We start from the raw sequence: 15,092 nt of genomic DNA, 5'->3' as shown, positions 1-15,092 counted from the left end.
AGGTTCGGAAGGGTTGCATGACGAACCCGGAGCAGCGACAGACCGATCGCGATGCGGTGCACGGGGCGTCGTCATGCGCGATGATGGGGGCGTGGCCGTGCCCGAACTCGCTCCCCGTCGCACTCTCGGCGGCGTCATCGCCGTATGGGTCGTCGCGGCGCTGATCGCCGTGGCGGTGGGGATCTTCACCCCCGTCGACCTTCGCGCCGCGTGGCTCGGCGTCGGGCTGGGCGGGTGCCTGCTCGCAGCCTTCGCGATCCAGTTGTGGTCGGGCCGATCCCAGGGCTTCACCGAGCGTGTCGCGGCCAGCGTGCTCGGAGCGACCGTCGTGATGGGCGTCATCAGCCTCGGATTCGGTCTCGCCGCGATCGTTCCCGGCTAGACTCTTGCCATGGATCTCGTCGCGCTCGAACTCTTCTTCGTGGGTCTGCTCGCTCTCGCGTCGCTCGCGATCGTCTTCGTCTCCGCGGTGGTCGTGAAGAACCTGTACCGCGGCCAGCGCTGACAGGTCGTCTCGTGATCGATCTGCCGGAGGGTCTCGCCGCCGATCTGGTGCCGCTGTCGTGGCTCATCGGCGTCTGGGAGGGCACGGGGGTCGTCGACTACGGCGACCACGCCTATACCGGCGAGTTCACGCACCGCGTGAGCTTCAGCCATGACGGCGGCGACTATCTGAACTACTCGGCCGAAGCCTGGTTGCACGACGCGCAGGACGACGCCGTGCGCACCCGACTGGTCGCCGAGGTCGGCTACTGGCGACTCTCGCGCCAAGCCACCGATGCCGACGCCGGGCCGGGTCTGCTTCCCGCCGCCGTCATCGCTGCGCATCGAACGGCGGACGACGTCGAAGAGCTGCGCAATGCGGAAGGCGGTTTCGACATCGAGGTGTCGCTCGTCCACGCGGACGGCGTGAGCGAGCTCTATCTCGGTCAGATCCGCGGCCCGCGCATCGACATCGCGACCGATGCCGTGGTGCGGCCGGCCGGCGCCAAGGACTACGCCGCGGCGACGCGGATGTACGGCCTCGTGGATGCTCACCTGCTGTGGGCGTGGGATGTCGCTGCCCTCGGATTCGAACTCGGCTCGCACGCGTCGGCGCGTCTCGCGCGGGTGGACTGATGCCGTCCGTCTTCTCCGCCCTGCCCGGCGCCGTCCTGGACGACTCGGGCCTGCTGCATCTGGGCAGCCCGCTCGTGGAACAGCGCCGCCTCGCAGCAGGCGAGGCGATCGCGCCCCTCGGTGATCGGGCCGTCATCGCCGTGCCGGGCGAGGATCGCCTGTCGTGGCTCGACTCGCTCACCTCGCAGGCGCTCACGCGCCTCGACCCCGGCGTCGGCACCGAGCTGCTGGTGCTCGACCCGCAGGGTCACGTCGAGCATGCGGCATCCGTCGTCGACGATGGCGAGACCGCCTGGCTCATCACCGATCGGGGTGACGCCGAGGGACTCCTGGCCTGGCTGCGAAAGATGCGGTTCCGCCTGCGCGTGGACCCCCGGGCCGCAGACGACGAGTTCGCGGTCGTCGGTGGTACGCGCTCGGCACTCGCGCGCGTCGTCCCCGCAACTCCCGCCGGACGGCCGCTCGTCTGGATCGACCCCTGGCCCGACGTGTCGCCCGGCGGTTACGGCTACGCCGCGGTCGATCCCCATCCCGGTGCGGATCGGGATTGGGCCGAGGCGATCGTGACGCGCGACGAAGAGCGACGGATCGCGGATGCTGCCGCAGCGGGCGACCTCGTGCTGGCAGGGCTCACCGCGGTCGATGCGCTGCGCGTCGCTGCGTGGCGGCCTCGGTGGACGACCGATGTCGACGAGCGCGCGCTCCCGCACGAACTGGACTGGATGCGCACCGCGGTGCACCTCGACAAGGGGTGCTACCGGGGCCAGGAGACGGTCGCCAAGGTGCACAACCTCGGACACCCGCCGCGGCGGCTCGTCGCGTTGCAGCTCGACGGCAGCGACAGCGTGCTGCCCGTGCATGGTGCCGCCGTCCGCGTCGGTGACGAGTCGGTCGGCACGGTGACCTCGGCCGCGCTGCACTACGAAGAGGGCCCGATCGCTCTGGCGATCGTGCGCCGTTCGGTCGCGGTCGACGCCGTGCTCACCGTCGACACCTCCGACGGCGTGATCTCCGCCGCGCAAGAGGTCGTCGTACCCCCAGACGCAGGCAGGACCGCGAACATCCCTCGCATGCCACGGCTCTCTCGACGCGCGTCGGCCCAGTAGCGCCGTCGTGAGCGGTCGGCACCGATGAGCGGCGACGGGGGTTCTTCTCCCGAGACCGCGGTCATCCCGACGGGATGGCGCGCCCGGTTCGATCCGCGCCCCAACCTCAGCCGGGCACGCGGCTCGGCGATCGCGATCGTGCAGATCGTGGTCGCGGCCACGGCCGCCTGGGCGTTCGCGCGGTATGTCGTGGGGCATCCCGCACCCCTGCTCGCAGCGACGGTCACGATCTCGAGTCTGGGGCTCGTGCGCGACGCCCGACCGCGGCGCGTGCTGGAGACCGTCGTCGGGATGCTGGTGGGCATCATCGTCGCCGAAGGATTCGTCCTCGCCGTCGGCCCTGGCTGGTGGCAGCTCGCCCTCGCACTGACGGCCACCCTGTTCGTGGCCCGCTTCCTCTCGCCCTATCCGCCGTTCGCGATCATGGCGGCGATCCAGGCCGTGATCGTCATGTCGCTGCCGGCGACCCAGCCCTTCTCGCGCGTGCTCGACGGCATCGTGGGAGGTGTCGCGGCTCTCGTCGTGACCGCGCTGATCCCGCGCAATCCGCGGCGTGAGGAGGCGCGAGACGGGCACGCGGTGTTCGTCGCGGCCCAAGACGCGGCCCGTACGATCGTGCAGGGGCTGCGGCGGGGCGACGCCCTGCGTGCGGCGCGAGGTCTGGAGAAGGCGAGGGCGATCGCACCGCGCATCGAGGAATGGCGAGAGTCGCTGGATTCCGGCCTCGCCGTCGCGAGATTCTCGCCGTGGCTGCGTCCCCAGCGCGCGGAGCTCGCGCGTCACCACGCCGTGCTGCAGGCGATGGACTTCGCCACCCGCAATCTTCGCGTGGTCGCGCGGCGTGCGGTGTATCTGTGCGACGACGGCGAACGGCGCCCGCTGCTCGCCGAGCTGCTGGCCGAACTGATGCGTGCGGCATCCCTCGTCGAGGAGAGTCTCGACGACATCGCGACGCAGCCGCTGGCCCGCGAAGCCGTGCGGGCGGTCGCGGCCCGGCTCGACCCGGTCGCGATCCTCCCGGAGGGCTCGATGAGCGAGCAGAACCTCATCACCGCTCTGCGTCCGCTCGCGGTCGACCTGCTGACGGCGACCGGCATGGCGGCGGGCGACGCGCGCGCGGTGCTGCCGCGGGTCTGACCGGCGCCGCTCCCGCTCAGCGGCTCACCGCGGTGAGACGGCCGCCCAGGGTACCGTGATCTCGCCCAGTCGCCACCGCGAGCGCTCCCGCAGCGGCCATCCTGATGCCGCCAGCGCCGAAAGGGCCGTCCGCCACCGGTGCACCGGACCGAACGGCGAGACGGCGGCCGCACGGTCCCACTCGGCGTCGAGGGCCACCAGGAACGCGTGCACCCGTTCGCCGGGCACATTGCGGTGGATGAGCGCCTTCGGCAGCCGCTCGGCCGCGACCGACGGCTGCTCCAGCCCCGCCAGCCGCAGGGAGATCGTGAAGGTCTGCGGTGCGGAGCGTTCGTCGACCGCCACCCAGGTCGCGATGCGGCCGATCTCGTCGCACGTGCCCTCGACGAGCAGCCCGCCCGGCGCGAGTCGCGAGGTCATCGAGCGCCAGGCGCCGGCGACGTCGGACTCGTCGTACTGGCGCAGCACGTTCAGAGCGCGGATCACGGCGGGGCGCCGCCCGCCCGGCACCGGTACTTCGAAGCCACCCCGGGCGAACGAGACGCGCGCATCCGGCGGGAAGGAGGTCGCGCCGGATCTCACCTCGTCCAGCTGGGCCCGCGCTCGCGCCACCCGTGCCGGCTCGATCTCGAGTCCGAGCACCTCCACGTCGGGACGCGCGGCGTGCAGCCTCGAGTACAGTTCCAGCGCCGTGACCCCGCTCGCGCCATAGCCGAGGTCGACCACGAGGGGATCCGCTGCCGCACGCAGGGCGGGCTGACGAGCGATCCAGCGGTCGATTCGTCGCAGCCGGTTGGTGCCGGTCGTCCCGCGGGTGACCTGCCCGACGACCGGGCCATGCGAGGAACGCGCCGATCCCATGCCCCCATCGTGCCATCGTCGGGGCGCCGCCACCGTCGTACGCGGCGGGTGCCGGTGTCACAGGAGGAGGGCGCGTCACCGCACGCCGATATCATGGGGCGCATGACCGCGCCCTATACGCTGATCCTCCTCCGTCACGGACAGAGCGAGTGGAACAAGACGAACCAGTTCACCGGCTGGGTGGATGTCCGCCTCACCGACCAGGGCAAGGCCGAAGCCGCGCGCGGTGGCGAGCTGCTCGCCGAGTCCGGCATCCTGCCCGACGTGCTGCACACCTCCCTCCTCAGCCGTGCCATCCAGACCGCCGACATCGCACTGGATTCGGCCGACCGTCTCTGGATCCCCGTCAAGCGCACCTGGCGCCTCAACGAGCGCCACTACGGCGCACTGCAGGGCAAGGACAAGGCGCAGACCCTCGACGAGTTCGGCAATGAGCAGTTCATGCTCTGGCGCCGTTCGTTCGACGTACCGCCGCCGCCGCTTCCGGCCGACGACCAGTACAGCCAGGTCGGTGACCCCCGATACGTCGGCATCGACGGCGAGGTCCCGCACACCGAGTCGCTCAAGCTCGTGATCGACCGCATGCTGCCGTACTGGCACGACGAGATCGCCCCCGATCTGAAGGCCGGCAAGACCGTACTCGTGACGGCGCACGGCAACTCGCTGCGCGGACTCGTGAAGCACCTCGACGGCATCAGCGACGCCGATATCGCCGAGCTGAACATCCCGACCGGCATCCCGCTGGTCTACCGCCTCGACGAGAACCTCGAGCCGCTCGGCCCGGGGGAGTACCTCGACCCCGAGGCTGCGGCGGCCGGTGCCGCCGCGGTGGCGAACCAGGGCAAGGCGTAGCCGACAGGCGACAGATATCGAAAGAGCGGATGCCTCATCGAGGCATCCGCTCTTTCGCGCGTTGTGCGACTACTGCGTCGGCCCGACGACGATCTCGATCGTGTCTGTCGCCGGAGTCCAGTCGCCGGTCGACAGATAGGCGACCTTCTTGGCGACAGAGACGGCGTGATCCGCGAAGCGCTCGTGGTAGCGGCTCGCGAGCGTCGCGTCGACGGTCGCCGACGCCTCGCCCTGCCAGCTGTCGCTGAGCACCTTCTCGAACACCGAGACGTGCAGGTCGTCGATGTCGTCGTCGGCGTTGCGGATCTCCTCGGTGATGGCGAGGTCCTGCGTGCGCAGCAGCTCGGTGAGCTGACGGGCGACCTCGACGTCGAGTTCGCCCATCTTCAGGAACGTCGACTTGAGGCCCTTGGGGATCGCCCGCTCGGGGAAGCGCATGCGGGTGAGTTGCGCGATGTGCTCGGCGATGTCGCCCATGCGCTCGAGCGAGGCGCTCATGCGCAGTGCGCTCACCACGATGCGCAGGTCACGGGCGACCGGCTGCTGGCGGGCGAGGATCTCGATCGCGAGCTCGTCGAGGGCGATCGCCTTCTCGTCGATGATGGAGTCGGCCTCGATGACCTCCTCGGCGAGTCCCACATCGCTCGTGCCGAACGCTCGCGTCGCCTTGTCGATGGCGATGGTGACGAGCTCGGCGATCTCGACGAGACGGCCCTGCACGTCCTCGAGAGACTGATGGAAGACTTCGCGCATCGGACGCACCTTTCGTGATTTCGGGCAGGCAACCGCCCCGCGCCTCCGTGATTGTCGCCAGCGAAGGTTAACGGATGGTGCCGCCGCGGTGAATAGTAGCGGGCCGCGGTCCCGCACTCGCTCTCGCGGTCCGGCTGCGTCGTCGGCCTGCCCGTACGCTGGTCCTATGGACACGACGCAGCTTGCGCTGCTCGCCCTCTTCGTGGGAATCCTCATCGGCGGCTCGATCTCGGCGATCATCGTCGCGGCGCTGCGAGCGCGTGACAACGCGCGGGTGGAGACATCGCTTCAGATCCCCGACGGAGTGCGCGAGGTACTGCACGGAATGGATGACGCGGCCGTCGTCGTCGACGCGTCGTCCACGGTTCTCGCCGCCTCCGCCGCGGCCGTCCCCTTCGACCTCATCGAGGGACGTTCGCTGCCCACGGATGAGCTGCGCGCCGTCGCGCGGACCGCCCGGACCGCCGATGCGCCCGAGACCGAGACGCTGCGCCTGCGCCGAGGAGCACCTCCCGCCGAGCCCCGCCTCGTCGTGGTGCGCGCGACCCGCATCTCGCCGCGGTTGACGCTGCTCGTTCTCCGCGACATCACCGAGCGCGAACGCGTCGAAGAGATGCGCCGCGACTTCGTCGCGAACACGAGTCACGAGCTGAAGACCCCGGTCGGAGCGGTGAGCCTGCTCGCCGAGGCCATCGAGTCCGCCGCCGACGATCCGCCGCAGGTGCGCATCTTCACCGCGCGCCTGTCGGCCGAGGCGGCCCGGCTCGCACTGCTCACATCGCGCATCATGAACCTGTCGCGCCTGCAGGCGGCCGACGAGCTGACGCTGCGCGACGTCGCGATCGACGAGGTCGTGGCATCCGCACTCGACGCCCACGCGATCCAGGCGGACTCCGCGGGGGTCGACGTGGTGCGCGGCGGGCTGCGCGGACTGTATGTGCGCGGAGACGCGCAGGTGCTCAGCGAGGCCGTCGGCAATCTCATCGCCAATGCGATCGCGTACTCGACGCGCGGATCGAGCGTCGGCGTCGGCGTGAAGGCCGCCGACGGCATCATCGAGATCGCCGTCACGGACCGAGGCATCGGCATCGCAGAAGGCGACCAGGATCGCATCTTCGAGCGCTTCTACCGTGCCGACCCGGCCCGCGCCCGCCGCACCGGCGGCAGCGGCCTCGGCCTGTCGATCGTGAAGCACGCGGTGCAGCGGCACGGAGGCGATGTGCGCCTGTGGTCACGGCCCGGCCGCGGTTCGACCTTCACGATCCGCCTTCCGCAGATCGAGGCGCCGGTCGGCGAGCCGGTGCCCAAGCGCGGCCGCAAGAAGAAGCGTCCGGCGACCGCCTCGCCCCCGCGGTCCGCCGCCCCCAAGACCCCCGCAGCGCCTACGGGTTCTGCGACCCTGACGAACGGAGACACCGTATGACTCGCGTCCTGATCGTGGAGGACGAGCCAGACCTCGCCGACCCGCTCGCCTATCTGCTTCGCCGCGAGGGATACGAGGTCGAGATCGCCGAGGACGGCCCGGCCGCTATGGCCGCCTTTCGCGAGCGTGGTTCCGACATCGTGCTGCTGGACCTCATGCTCCCCGGGATGCCGGGGACCGAGGTCTGCCGTCAGATCCGCACCACCTCGGCCGTGCCGATCATCATGCTGACCGCCAAGGACTCCGAGGTCGACATCGTCGTGGGGCTCGAGCTGGGCGCCGACGACTACGTGACCAAGCCGTACTCGGCGCGCGAGCTGCTCGCCCGCATGCGGGCGGTGCTGCGACGGCTCTCGCAGATCGACGCCGACCTCGAGGACCGAGTGCTGGAAGGCGGACGCGTCGTTCTCGACATCGACCGCCACACCGTCGCCGTCGACGGCGGCGAGATCAACATGCCACTCAAGGAATTCGAGCTGCTCGAAGTGCTCATGCGCAACGCCGGTCGCGTGCTCACGCGCGGGCAGCTGATCGACCGCGTCTGGGGGAGTGACTACTTCGGCGACACCAAGACCCTCGACGTGCACATCAAGCGCATCCGCTCTCGCATCGAGGCGAATCCGAGCTCCCCCACGATGCTGGTCACCGTACGCGGCCTCGGCTACCGCTTCGAAGGCTGACGGCAGCGACGCGGAGACGACAGAAGGGGCGCCCCGGCGGGGCGCCCCTTCTCGTGTCTGCGGTCGTTCTCGCCCGTCAGGGCGCGAGCGGTGCGAGGTAGTCGAGCGCGCCGTCGAGGACGGGCACGGAGACCAGCACGCCGGTGCCGTCGCCCGACTGGAAGAATCCGACGATGTCGGCGCCGGGCGGGGTGTCGAGTCCTTCGACGAGCAGCGGCTCTTCGCCGTCGGCGCCGAGGCTGATCGTGGCGCCGGCGGGCACGCGGAGGGTGAGCGGGATCACCGAGGACCCCTCGCCCAGCTCGATGGTCAGCGTGTGGGACTCGTCGGTGCGATTGATGACGGCGGCGACGAAGTTGCCCTCAGAGCCGTCTTCGTTCGCGACGATCTGCGCATTGCGCACTTCGAGCGGACCCGACTCGTCGGGCACGTTGACGCCCTCTGCGGCGGCGTAGCCGATCGTGGTCGCCTGCGGCGAGATCATGCTGCAGCCGGTGGTGCCGACGACGAGCGCGGCTCCGATGGCCAGCGACGCGACGAGCCGCGGCTTCCTCGGATCGAGTGCCGCCCCGAAACGGCCGGGTGTCGAACCGCCACGGCGGTGTATCGAAATCACAGATCCTCCCAGGACGGATGACGGCTTCTTAGGCATTCTAGGGGCTCGCAGACGCGCGCGCGGAGCGGCACCGTGGGCACGGACCGACCGGAGGGCGGAGAACCTTAGCGTATTTCTCCTGTGGTATCCTGGAGGTTGCCGAAAGGACATAACTCCATGCTTTTTGAGGTTGGCGAGACGGTCGTTTACCCCCACCACGGCGCGGCAACGATCATCGAGGTCAAAGACCGGATCATCAAGGGCGAGACGAAGAGATATCTGAAGCTCAACGTCACGCAAGGCGACCTGATCATCGAGGTTCCCGCTGAGAATGTCGATCTGGTCGGCGTTCGTGATGTGATCGGAAAAGAAGGCCTGGACAAGGTCTTCGAAGTGTTGCGCGCCCCCTTCACCGAGGAGCCGACCAACTGGTCCCGCCGGTACAAGGCCAACCTCGAGAAGCTCGCCTCCGGCGATGTGATCAAGGTGAGCGAGGTCGTGCGCGATCTCTGGCGCCGCGATCAGGATCGCGGTCTGTCGGCAGGTGAGAAGCGCATGCTCGCGAAGGCGAAGCAGATCCTCATCTCCGAGCTCGCGCTCGCGGAGAAGACCGATGAGGAGCGCGCCGGCGTGATCCTCGACGAGGTTCTCGCCAGCTGACACGCACCGGTAGCGTGAACGGGTGAGCATCACTCCCGTTCCCCACGTCGGAGTCATCGTCGTCGCCGCCGGTTCCGGCACGCGCTTGGGAGCGGGCGCTCCCAAGGCGTTCGTCGGGATCGACGGTCGAACGATCCTGCGCCATGCGCTCGAGGGCGTCTTCGCGGCACCCTCCGCGCAGGTCGTGATCGTGGCGCCGGAATCACGGGTCGGTGATGCGCTCACCGAGGCGCTGGATGCCGCGGGCGACCGCCGCGACCTCGTGTCGGTCGTGCCCGGAGGCACCTCGCGTCAAGCGTCGGTGGCCGCGGGGCTCAAAGCGCTGTGGGCCGATATCGACACTGTCCTCGTGCACGACGCCGCACGAGCGCTGACCCCGCCCGAGGTGTTCGCCCGGGTGGCCGCGGCCGTTCAGGGCGGTGCGGCCGGCGTTGTGCCGGTGCTCCCGGTGATCGACACGATCAAGCGCGTCTCGGAGTCGGTCGTCGTGGGAGCCGTCGATCGCTCGGAACTGTCGGCGGCGCAGACACCGCAGGGCTTCCGTCGAGACGTGCTCGACGCGGCATATGTCTCCGCGGGCAGGGAGTTCACCGACGACGCGGCCCTCGTCGCCGAAGCCGGATATTCCGTCGCGGCCGTGCCGGGGCATCCGCTCGCCTTCAAGATCACCACCGCCGCAGATCTCGAGCGGGCCCGGCATCTCGTGGCGCCCGCTCCCGTCGCGGCGCCGGCGCGCCTCGAACGCACCGCCCCCATCCCGCGAGTGGGCATCGGCACCGACGTGCACGCGTTCGGCGGCGAAGGATCGCTGTGGCTGGCCGGACTGGAATGGCCGAACGAGCCGGCCTTGTCGGGGCACTCCGACGGCGATGCCGTCGCCCACGCGATCGTCGATGCGCTGCTGGCCGCGGCCGGTCTCGGAGACATCGGCACCCACTTCGGCACCGACCACCCCGAGTACGCCGGCGCGCACGCCGAGGCTTTCCTCTCGCGCACCGTCGGCATCCTCGGCGAGGCGGGCTGGCGGGTCGGCAACGTCTCGGTGCAGGTGCAGGCCAACCGTCCGCGTTTCGCGGTGCGACGCGCCGAGGCCGAGCGGACGCTCTCGGCGGCGCTCGGCGGTGCGCCGGTGTCGGTCTCGGCGACCACGACCGACGGTCTGGGGTTCACCGGACACGGCGACGGTGTCGCTGCCTTCGCGGTCGCTCTCGTCGTCCCCGCCTGAGCCCGCGGGGTGCGTGAGCGTCTCGGCGTGAGGCGCGCGGTCAGAGCGCCCGGGTCATGAAGACCGAGAACGAGTCGAGCACGTAGTCCTCGAACGGCCCGCAGTTCGCGAAGCCCTCGCTCTCGTACAGCCGCTGTGCGGGGACGAACTCCTCGGCCGTCCCCGTTTCGAGCCAGAGCCCCGTCATTCCGCGATCCCGCGCCTCCGTGACGATGTGCCGCAGCAGCGCGCGGCCCACCCCGTAGCCGAGGAACCGGTCGTCGACGCGCATCGACTTGAGCTCGCCCCGCCGCTCGTCGAGCGACTTCAACGCGCCGATGCCCGCGAGCTCCCCGTCGATCCAGGCTGACCAGATCGAGATCGACGGATGCCGGAGCGCGTCGACATCGAGCGCGTGCATGCTCTCGGCGGGTGACGTGTCGTGCATCCCCGCGATATGCAGAGCGACGAGGCGGCGGCTCGCCTCATCCGTGAGGTCGTCGGGGCGGATCTCGATCGCGTGCGGCATGGCACGGCCAGTGTGCCATGTGGTCATTGCCGCCACGTTTCGCGGACCGGGGCGCTCCCGGCTCAGCCTTCGACGGCGAACGGAGCCGGGTCGCGTGGTGCGCGCGATCCCCACGCCAGCAGCGCGAGGCCTGCGGCCAGCACGATGAGTCCGCCGATCGCCAGCGGTGACAGGCGCTCGCCGAGCACTGTGATGCCGAGGATGCTCGCCGTCAGCGGCTCGCCCAGGGTCAGAGTCGCCGCCGTCGCCGCGGTGAGGCCGCTCAGCCCCCAGGTGAACATCACGTAGGCGATCGAGATCGTCGCCAGGCCCAGCCACAGCGCCATCACCAGCCCGCGGGGAGTGGCAAGCCACGCGAGGTCGACGAACGGGATCGCGAAGACGCAGAGCAGCGCCGCGCTCGCCCCCATCGCCCCGACGACCGTGAACGGGTCCCAGCCCTGATCCAGGAGCCGGCGCTGCGCGTTCGCGATGACGGCGAACGAGGCTCCCGCCCCGACCGAGCCCAGCAGTCCCAGCGGATCGGTGCCCCCGGTGCCGCCCGCCTCGCCGCCGAAGCCGAGGAGGATCACGCCGAGCGTCGCGAGCGCCGTCGCTCCCATCCACGTCGGGGTCGGCATCCGTCGGGTGAGCGCCCACTCGAGCAGACCCGCGAGGATGGGCGCCGATCCGAGGGCGACCACCGTTCCGACGGCGACGCCGTTGCGGTCGGTGCCGAGGAAGAAGAGCGGCTGGTAGATCGCCAGGCACAGGCCGGTCAGCACCATGAGCGCGAGCGGGCCGGCGCCCAGCCAGGGTCGCGGTACTCCGGCGGCGTTCGCCGAGCCGGTCGCCACGCGGCGCGCATGGCGTGCGGCCAGCGGGAATGCGATCAGCGCCAGGCCGGTGCCGCCGATGACCATCCGCATGACGCCGATCGAGAGCGGGGTCGTCCCGTCGGGGCCCAGCGCCTGGGACGTGCCGGTGGTGCCGAACAGCACAGCGGCGGCGAGGACGGCGAGAACGTGCAGCACGCTCCTAGTTGTACCGGTTCGACCGAGCTTCGACCCAGCCGTGCCCGCCTGCCGGTCGTACTCCGGACGCACAGGCGCCCGCCGGTAGGCTGGTGCGGTGACGGTTCAGCTCTACGACACCAAGGCGCAGGTCCTGCGCGACTTCGTGCCGATCGACCCCGCGAACGTCACGATCTACGTGTGCGGACCGACCGTGCAGTCCGGGCCCCACATCGGGCACCTCCGCGGCGCGCTGAGCTTCGACATCCTCCGCCGCTGGCTCTCGCACCGGTATGGCCGCGTTACGTTCGTCCGCAACGTCACCGACATCGACGACAAGGTGCTCGCCAATGCGGACGACAGCGAGCCGTGGTGGGCGCTCGCGTACCGGATGGAACAGGAGTTCACCCGCGCCTACACGGCGATCGGCATCCTTCCGCCGACCTACGAGCCGCGCGCGACCGCGTCCATCCCGCAGATGCAGGAGATCATCCAACGCCTGATCGATGCCGGCCACGCCTACGCGGCGCCCGCCGGCTCCGAAGCCGCCGGCGACGTCTACTTCGACGTCCGGTCCTGGCCGGACTACGGTTCGCTCACCAACCAGTCGCTCGACGCGATGGAGCCCGCGACCGACGCGGATCCGCGCGGCAAGCGCGACCCTCGCGATTTCGCGCTGTGGAAGGGCGCCAAGTCCGGTGAGCCCTCGTCGGCGACCTGGGAGTCCGCGTGGGGCGCCGGCCGCCCCGGCTGGCACATCGAGTGCTCCGCGATGTCGCGCCGCTACCTCGGTGCCGATTTCGATATCCACGGCGGCGGCCTCGACCTGCGGTTCCCGCACCACGAGAACGAACTGGCGCAGTCGACGGCGGCCGGTGACGGCTTCGCCCGGTACTGGGTGCACAACGGCCTGGTGACGGTCGGCTCGCAGAAGATGTCGAAGTCGCTGTTCAACTTCCTCCTCGCCGACGATGTGCTGAGCGAGCGCGACCCGCTTGTCGTGCGCTACGCGCTCGCCGCGGCGCACTACCGTTCCAGCCTCGACATCACCGACTCGACGTTCGACGAGGCCGAGGCGGCACTCGAGCGGATCGCGACGTTCATCGAGCGCGTCCGCCGCAGTCTCGCGGGCGCGCCCGACGATACGGCGATCGGGCAGATCCCCGAGGCCTTCGCCGCAGCGCTGGACGACGACCTCGGCGTGCCGCAGGCCCTCGCCGTGCTCCATGACACCGTACGACGCGGGAACGCGGCGATCGACGCCGGCGACACGGGGGCGGCATGGGATGCCTTCACCGCCGTCGATGCGATGACCCGGCTGCTCGGATTCGAGCAGCTTTCAGGCAGTGGGGGAGACGTGGCGGAGGCAACCGCTCTGGACGCCCTCGTGCAGACGATGATCACGCAGCGTGCCGAGGCGCGCGCCGCGAAAGACTGGGCGGCAGCCGACCGCATCCGCGACGCGATCGCGGCGGCCGGCATCGCCCTCGAAGACGGTCCCGATGGGACACATTGGAGTATCAATGGCTAAGCCAGGACGCCCCGGCGCAAGCAAGGGCAACAAGAAGGGCCCCACCAAGGGCACCGGCGGCAAGAACAAGCGGTCCCTCGAAGGCCGGGGGCCGACCCCCAAGGCCGAGGACCGCGCGTGGCACCCCGCCGGCAAGCGCAAGGCGGCGTCCGAGCGCTACGCGGCTGCAGGAGGCAAGGGCAAGCCCGGGCAGACTGCGCCCCGCTCGTCGCGGCCCGCGAAGAAGGAAGACGACACCGAGACGGTCACCGGCCGCAACTCCGTGCTCGAGGCGCTGCGGGCCAAGATCCCCGCAACAGCGTTCTACATCGCGCAGCGCGTCGAGATGGATGACCGCGTCAAAGAGATGCTGTCGATCGCGACGCACCGCAGCATTCCCGTTCTCGAGGTCACGCGCCCGGAGCTGGATCGCATGGCCGGATTCGACGGCGTGCACCAGGGCGTCGCGCTCAAGGTTCCGCCCTACGAGTATGCGCACCCGCAGGACCTGCTGGAGAAGGTCATCGACGCCGACGAGACGCCGCTCTTCGTGGCACTCGACGGAATCACCGACCCGCGCAACCTGGGCGCGATCATCCGCTCGACGGCCGCTTTCGGCGGGCACGGCGTGATCGTGCCGCAGCGCCGTTCGGCGAGTGTCAACTCGGCGGCGTGGAAGACGAGCGCCGGCGCCGCCGCGAGGATCCCGGTGGCGCTCGCCGCGAACCTCACCGCGATGCTCAAGGAATTCAAGAAGCAGGGCGTGTTCATCCTCGGCCTCGACGGCGGGGGCGACGTGTCGCTGCCGCTGCTCGAGCTGGCCGACCGGCCCGTCGTCATCGTGGTCGGGTCCGAGGGCAAGGGCCTCTCGCGTCTGGTGACCGAGACGTGCGACCAGATCGTGTCGATCCCGATCTCTGGCGCCACGGAATCGCTGAACGCCGGGATCGCGGCATCCGTCGCGCTCTACCAGGTATCCACCGTGCGCGCGACGCGCGCCCACTGACCGTCATCGCCGAAGGGGAGAACATGGCACGCATCGCCGTCATCGGGGGGACCGGCTACGCCGGCAGCAACATCGTCGCCGAGGCGGTGAGCCGTGGCCACACCGTGGTGTCGGTAGCCCGCTCGGTCCCCGCCGAGCGGGTCGAGGGCGCGACGTACATCGAGGGAACGATCCTCGACGTGCCGAGCCTCGTCGCAGAGCTCGAAGGCGTCGACGTCGTGGTGAGCGCCATCGCCCCCCGCGGCGACATGCTCGGCCAGCTCCGGCCGAACATCGCCGAGCTCGTCGCCGAGCTGCCCACGAACGTGCGTGTCGGCGTCATCGGCGGCGCGGGCGGCAGCCTCATCGCACCGGACGGCGAGCGTCTCGTCGATCAGGATTCGTTCACCCCGGAGTACAAGCCGGAATCGCTCGAGGCGATCGGTGTGCTGGACGACCTCGAAGGAGGCTCGGCCGCGCGCGACTGGTTCTACGTCCACCCCGCCGGCGGGTTCGGAGTCTGGAACCCCGGCGAGCGGACAGGAAGCTACCGCGACGGCGGCGACGTGCTCGTCACCGACGCCGCAGGCGACTCCTACATCTCGGGCGCCGACCTCGCCGTCGCCGTGCTCGACGAGATCGAGCAGCCGAAGCACTCGCGCGAGCGGTTCACGGTCGGGTACTGA

17 protein-coding genes are annotated in these 15,092 nt (G+C 70.3%); 12 read left to right on the top strand and 5 right to left on the bottom strand.

From position 1 onward, the window contains the following. Positions 1-91: 91 nt before the first annotated feature. The 4 genes from KEC57_RS02135 to KEC57_RS02120 all read left to right on the top strand — a co-directional run bounded on the left by KEC57_RS02135 (position 92) and on the right by KEC57_RS02120 (position 3,362). Positions 92-382: a hypothetical protein gene (locus tag KEC57_RS02135; protein WP_229382861.1), complete on the top strand. Its 291-nt coding sequence runs from the start codon at positions 92-94 to the stop codon at positions 380-382. Positions 383-516: 134 nt separating this feature from the next. Beyond that, positions 517-1,119 carry a nitrobindin family protein gene (locus tag KEC57_RS02130; RefSeq protein ID WP_229382860.1) on the top strand — a complete coding sequence of 201 codons (603 nt, stop codon included), beginning with the start codon at positions 517-519 and terminating at the stop codon, positions 1,117-1,119. Continuing rightward, positions 1,119-2,225: a CAF17-like 4Fe-4S cluster assembly/insertion protein YgfZ gene (gene ygfZ, locus KEC57_RS02125; protein WP_229382859.1), complete on the top strand. Its 1,107-nt coding sequence runs from the start codon at positions 1,119-1,121 to the stop codon at positions 2,223-2,225. The genes KEC57_RS02130 and ygfZ overlap by 1 nt, the downstream gene beginning before the upstream one ends. Positions 2,226-2,249: 24 nt before the next feature. Continuing rightward, positions 2,250-3,362 carry an FUSC family protein gene (locus tag KEC57_RS02120; RefSeq protein ID WP_229382858.1) on the top strand — a complete coding sequence of 371 codons (1,113 nt, stop codon included), beginning with the start codon at positions 2,250-2,252 and terminating at the stop codon, positions 3,360-3,362. Between the two features lie 24 nt (positions 3,363-3,386). Here the strand turns inward: KEC57_RS02120 and KEC57_RS02115 are convergent, their stop codons facing one another. Continuing rightward, the gene (locus KEC57_RS02115) at positions 3,387-4,223 is read right to left on the bottom strand and encodes a class I SAM-dependent methyltransferase (RefSeq protein ID WP_229382857.1); all 837 of its coding nucleotides are present in this window, start codon (positions 4,221-4,223) and stop codon (positions 3,387-3,389) included. 102 nt (positions 4,224-4,325) lie between these two features. On the opposite strand from KEC57_RS02115, the gene KEC57_RS02110 reads away from it, so the two are divergent. Then, on the top strand, positions 4,326-5,075 hold the full coding sequence (locus tag KEC57_RS02110) for a phosphoglyceromutase (protein ID WP_229382856.1): 750 nt from the start codon (positions 4,326-4,328) through the stop codon (positions 5,073-5,075). Positions 5,076-5,144: 69 nt separating this feature from the next. Here KEC57_RS02110 and phoU read toward each other — a convergent pair whose 3' ends face one another. Next, positions 5,145-5,828, bottom strand: coding sequence for a phosphate signaling complex protein PhoU (gene phoU, locus KEC57_RS02105; protein WP_229382855.1), 684 nt, complete (start codon positions 5,826-5,828; stop codon positions 5,145-5,147). Between the two features lie 166 nt (positions 5,829-5,994). On the opposite strand from phoU, the gene KEC57_RS02100 reads away from it, so the two are divergent. Both KEC57_RS02100 and KEC57_RS02095 read left to right on the top strand, forming a co-directional pair. Beyond that, on the top strand, positions 5,995-7,251 hold the full coding sequence (locus KEC57_RS02100) for a sensor histidine kinase (protein ID WP_229382854.1): 1,257 nt from the start codon (positions 5,995-5,997) through the stop codon (positions 7,249-7,251). Continuing rightward, positions 7,248-7,931 (top strand): response regulator, encoded by a 684-nt coding sequence (locus KEC57_RS02095; RefSeq protein ID WP_229382853.1) that lies wholly within the window; start codon positions 7,248-7,250, stop codon positions 7,929-7,931. Before KEC57_RS02100 ends, KEC57_RS02095 begins: the two co-directional genes overlap by 4 nt. A 76-nt stretch (positions 7,932-8,007) precedes the next feature. On the opposite strand, the gene KEC57_RS02090 is transcribed toward KEC57_RS02095, so the two are convergent. Further along, positions 8,008-8,547, bottom strand: coding sequence for a DNA modification methylase (locus KEC57_RS02090; RefSeq protein WP_308187553.1), 540 nt, complete (start codon positions 8,545-8,547; stop codon positions 8,008-8,010). A 156-nt stretch (positions 8,548-8,703) separates the two neighbouring features. On the opposite strand from KEC57_RS02090, the gene KEC57_RS02085 reads away from it, so the two are divergent. Both KEC57_RS02085 and ispD read left to right on the top strand, forming a co-directional pair. Beyond that, positions 8,704-9,186, top strand: coding sequence for a CarD family transcriptional regulator (locus KEC57_RS02085; RefSeq protein WP_229382852.1), 483 nt, complete (start codon positions 8,704-8,706; stop codon positions 9,184-9,186). Between the two features lie 22 nt (positions 9,187-9,208). Beyond that, positions 9,209-10,411 carry a 2-C-methyl-D-erythritol 4-phosphate cytidylyltransferase gene (gene ispD, locus KEC57_RS02080; RefSeq protein ID WP_229382851.1) on the top strand — a complete coding sequence of 401 codons (1,203 nt, stop codon included), beginning with the start codon at positions 9,209-9,211 and terminating at the stop codon, positions 10,409-10,411. Positions 10,412-10,451: 40 nt separating this feature from the next. On the opposite strand, the gene KEC57_RS02075 is transcribed toward ispD, so the two are convergent. Next, a complete protein-coding gene (locus KEC57_RS02075; RefSeq protein ID WP_229382850.1) occupies positions 10,452-10,946 on the bottom strand; it encodes a GNAT family N-acetyltransferase in 495 nt (164 codons plus the stop codon). 35 nt (positions 10,947-10,981) lie between these two features. Further along, complete coding sequence (locus KEC57_RS02070; RefSeq protein WP_229382849.1) at positions 10,982-11,932, bottom strand: DMT family transporter; 951 nt, start codon at positions 11,930-11,932, stop codon at positions 10,982-10,984. Between the two features lie 97 nt (positions 11,933-12,029). Here KEC57_RS02070 and cysS point away from each other — a divergent pair, with 97 nt between their 5' ends. Genes cysS through KEC57_RS02055 form a run of 3 tightly spaced genes read left to right on the top strand, consistent with a single transcriptional unit; the run spans position 12,030 to position 15,092 of the window. Next, on the top strand, positions 12,030-13,442 hold the full coding sequence (cysS, locus tag KEC57_RS02065) for a cysteine--tRNA ligase (protein WP_229382848.1): 1,413 nt from the start codon (positions 12,030-12,032) through the stop codon (positions 13,440-13,442). Further along, positions 13,435-14,427, top strand: coding sequence for a 23S rRNA (guanosine(2251)-2'-O)-methyltransferase RlmB (rlmB, locus tag KEC57_RS02060; RefSeq protein ID WP_229382847.1), 993 nt, complete (start codon positions 13,435-13,437; stop codon positions 14,425-14,427). The genes cysS and rlmB overlap by 8 nt, the downstream gene beginning before the upstream one ends. A gap of 23 nt (positions 14,428-14,450) precedes the next feature. Further along, a complete protein-coding gene (locus KEC57_RS02055) occupies positions 14,451-15,092 on the top strand; it encodes an NAD(P)-dependent oxidoreductase (protein ID WP_229382846.1) in 642 nt (213 codons plus the stop codon).

Source organism: Microbacterium allomyrinae, from assembly GCF_020682705.1.
Lineage (GTDB): Bacteria > Actinomycetota > Actinomycetes > Actinomycetales > Microbacteriaceae > Microbacterium > Microbacterium allomyrinae.
This window is presented reverse-complemented; position numbering and strand designations above follow the sequence as displayed.

Bases quoted from the DNA above. Each gene is read 5' to 3' on its own strand.
- ygfZ (WP_229382859.1), top strand. From the start codon at position 1,119: ATGCCGTCCGTCTTCTCCGCCCTGCCCGGCGCCGTCCTGGACGACTCG.
- KEC57_RS02120 (WP_229382858.1), top strand. From the start codon at position 2,250: ATGAGCGGCGACGGGGGTTCTTCTCCCGAGACCGCGGTCATCCCGACG.
- KEC57_RS02115 (WP_229382857.1), bottom strand. From the start codon at position 4,223: ATGGGATCGGCGCGTTCCTCGCATGGCCCGGTCGTCGGGCAGGTCACC.
- KEC57_RS02110 (WP_229382856.1), top strand. From the start codon at position 4,326: ATGACCGCGCCCTATACGCTGATCCTCCTCCGTCACGGACAGAGCGAG.
- phoU (WP_229382855.1), bottom strand. From the start codon at position 5,828: ATGCGCGAAGTCTTCCATCAGTCTCTCGAGGACGTGCAGGGCCGTCTC.
- KEC57_RS02100 (WP_229382854.1), top strand. From the start codon at position 5,995: ATGGACACGACGCAGCTTGCGCTGCTCGCCCTCTTCGTGGGAATCCTC.
- KEC57_RS02095 (WP_229382853.1), top strand. From the start codon at position 7,248: ATGACTCGCGTCCTGATCGTGGAGGACGAGCCAGACCTCGCCGACCCG.
- KEC57_RS02085 (WP_229382852.1), top strand. From the start codon at position 8,704: ATGCTTTTTGAGGTTGGCGAGACGGTCGTTTACCCCCACCACGGCGCG.
- KEC57_RS02075 (WP_229382850.1), bottom strand. From the start codon at position 10,946: ATGACCACATGGCACACTGGCCGTGCCATGCCGCACGCGATCGAGATC.
- rlmB (WP_229382847.1), top strand. From the start codon at position 13,435: ATGGCTAAGCCAGGACGCCCCGGCGCAAGCAAGGGCAACAAGAAGGGC.
- KEC57_RS02055 (WP_229382846.1), top strand. From the start codon at position 14,451: ATGGCACGCATCGCCGTCATCGGGGGGACCGGCTACGCCGGCAGCAAC.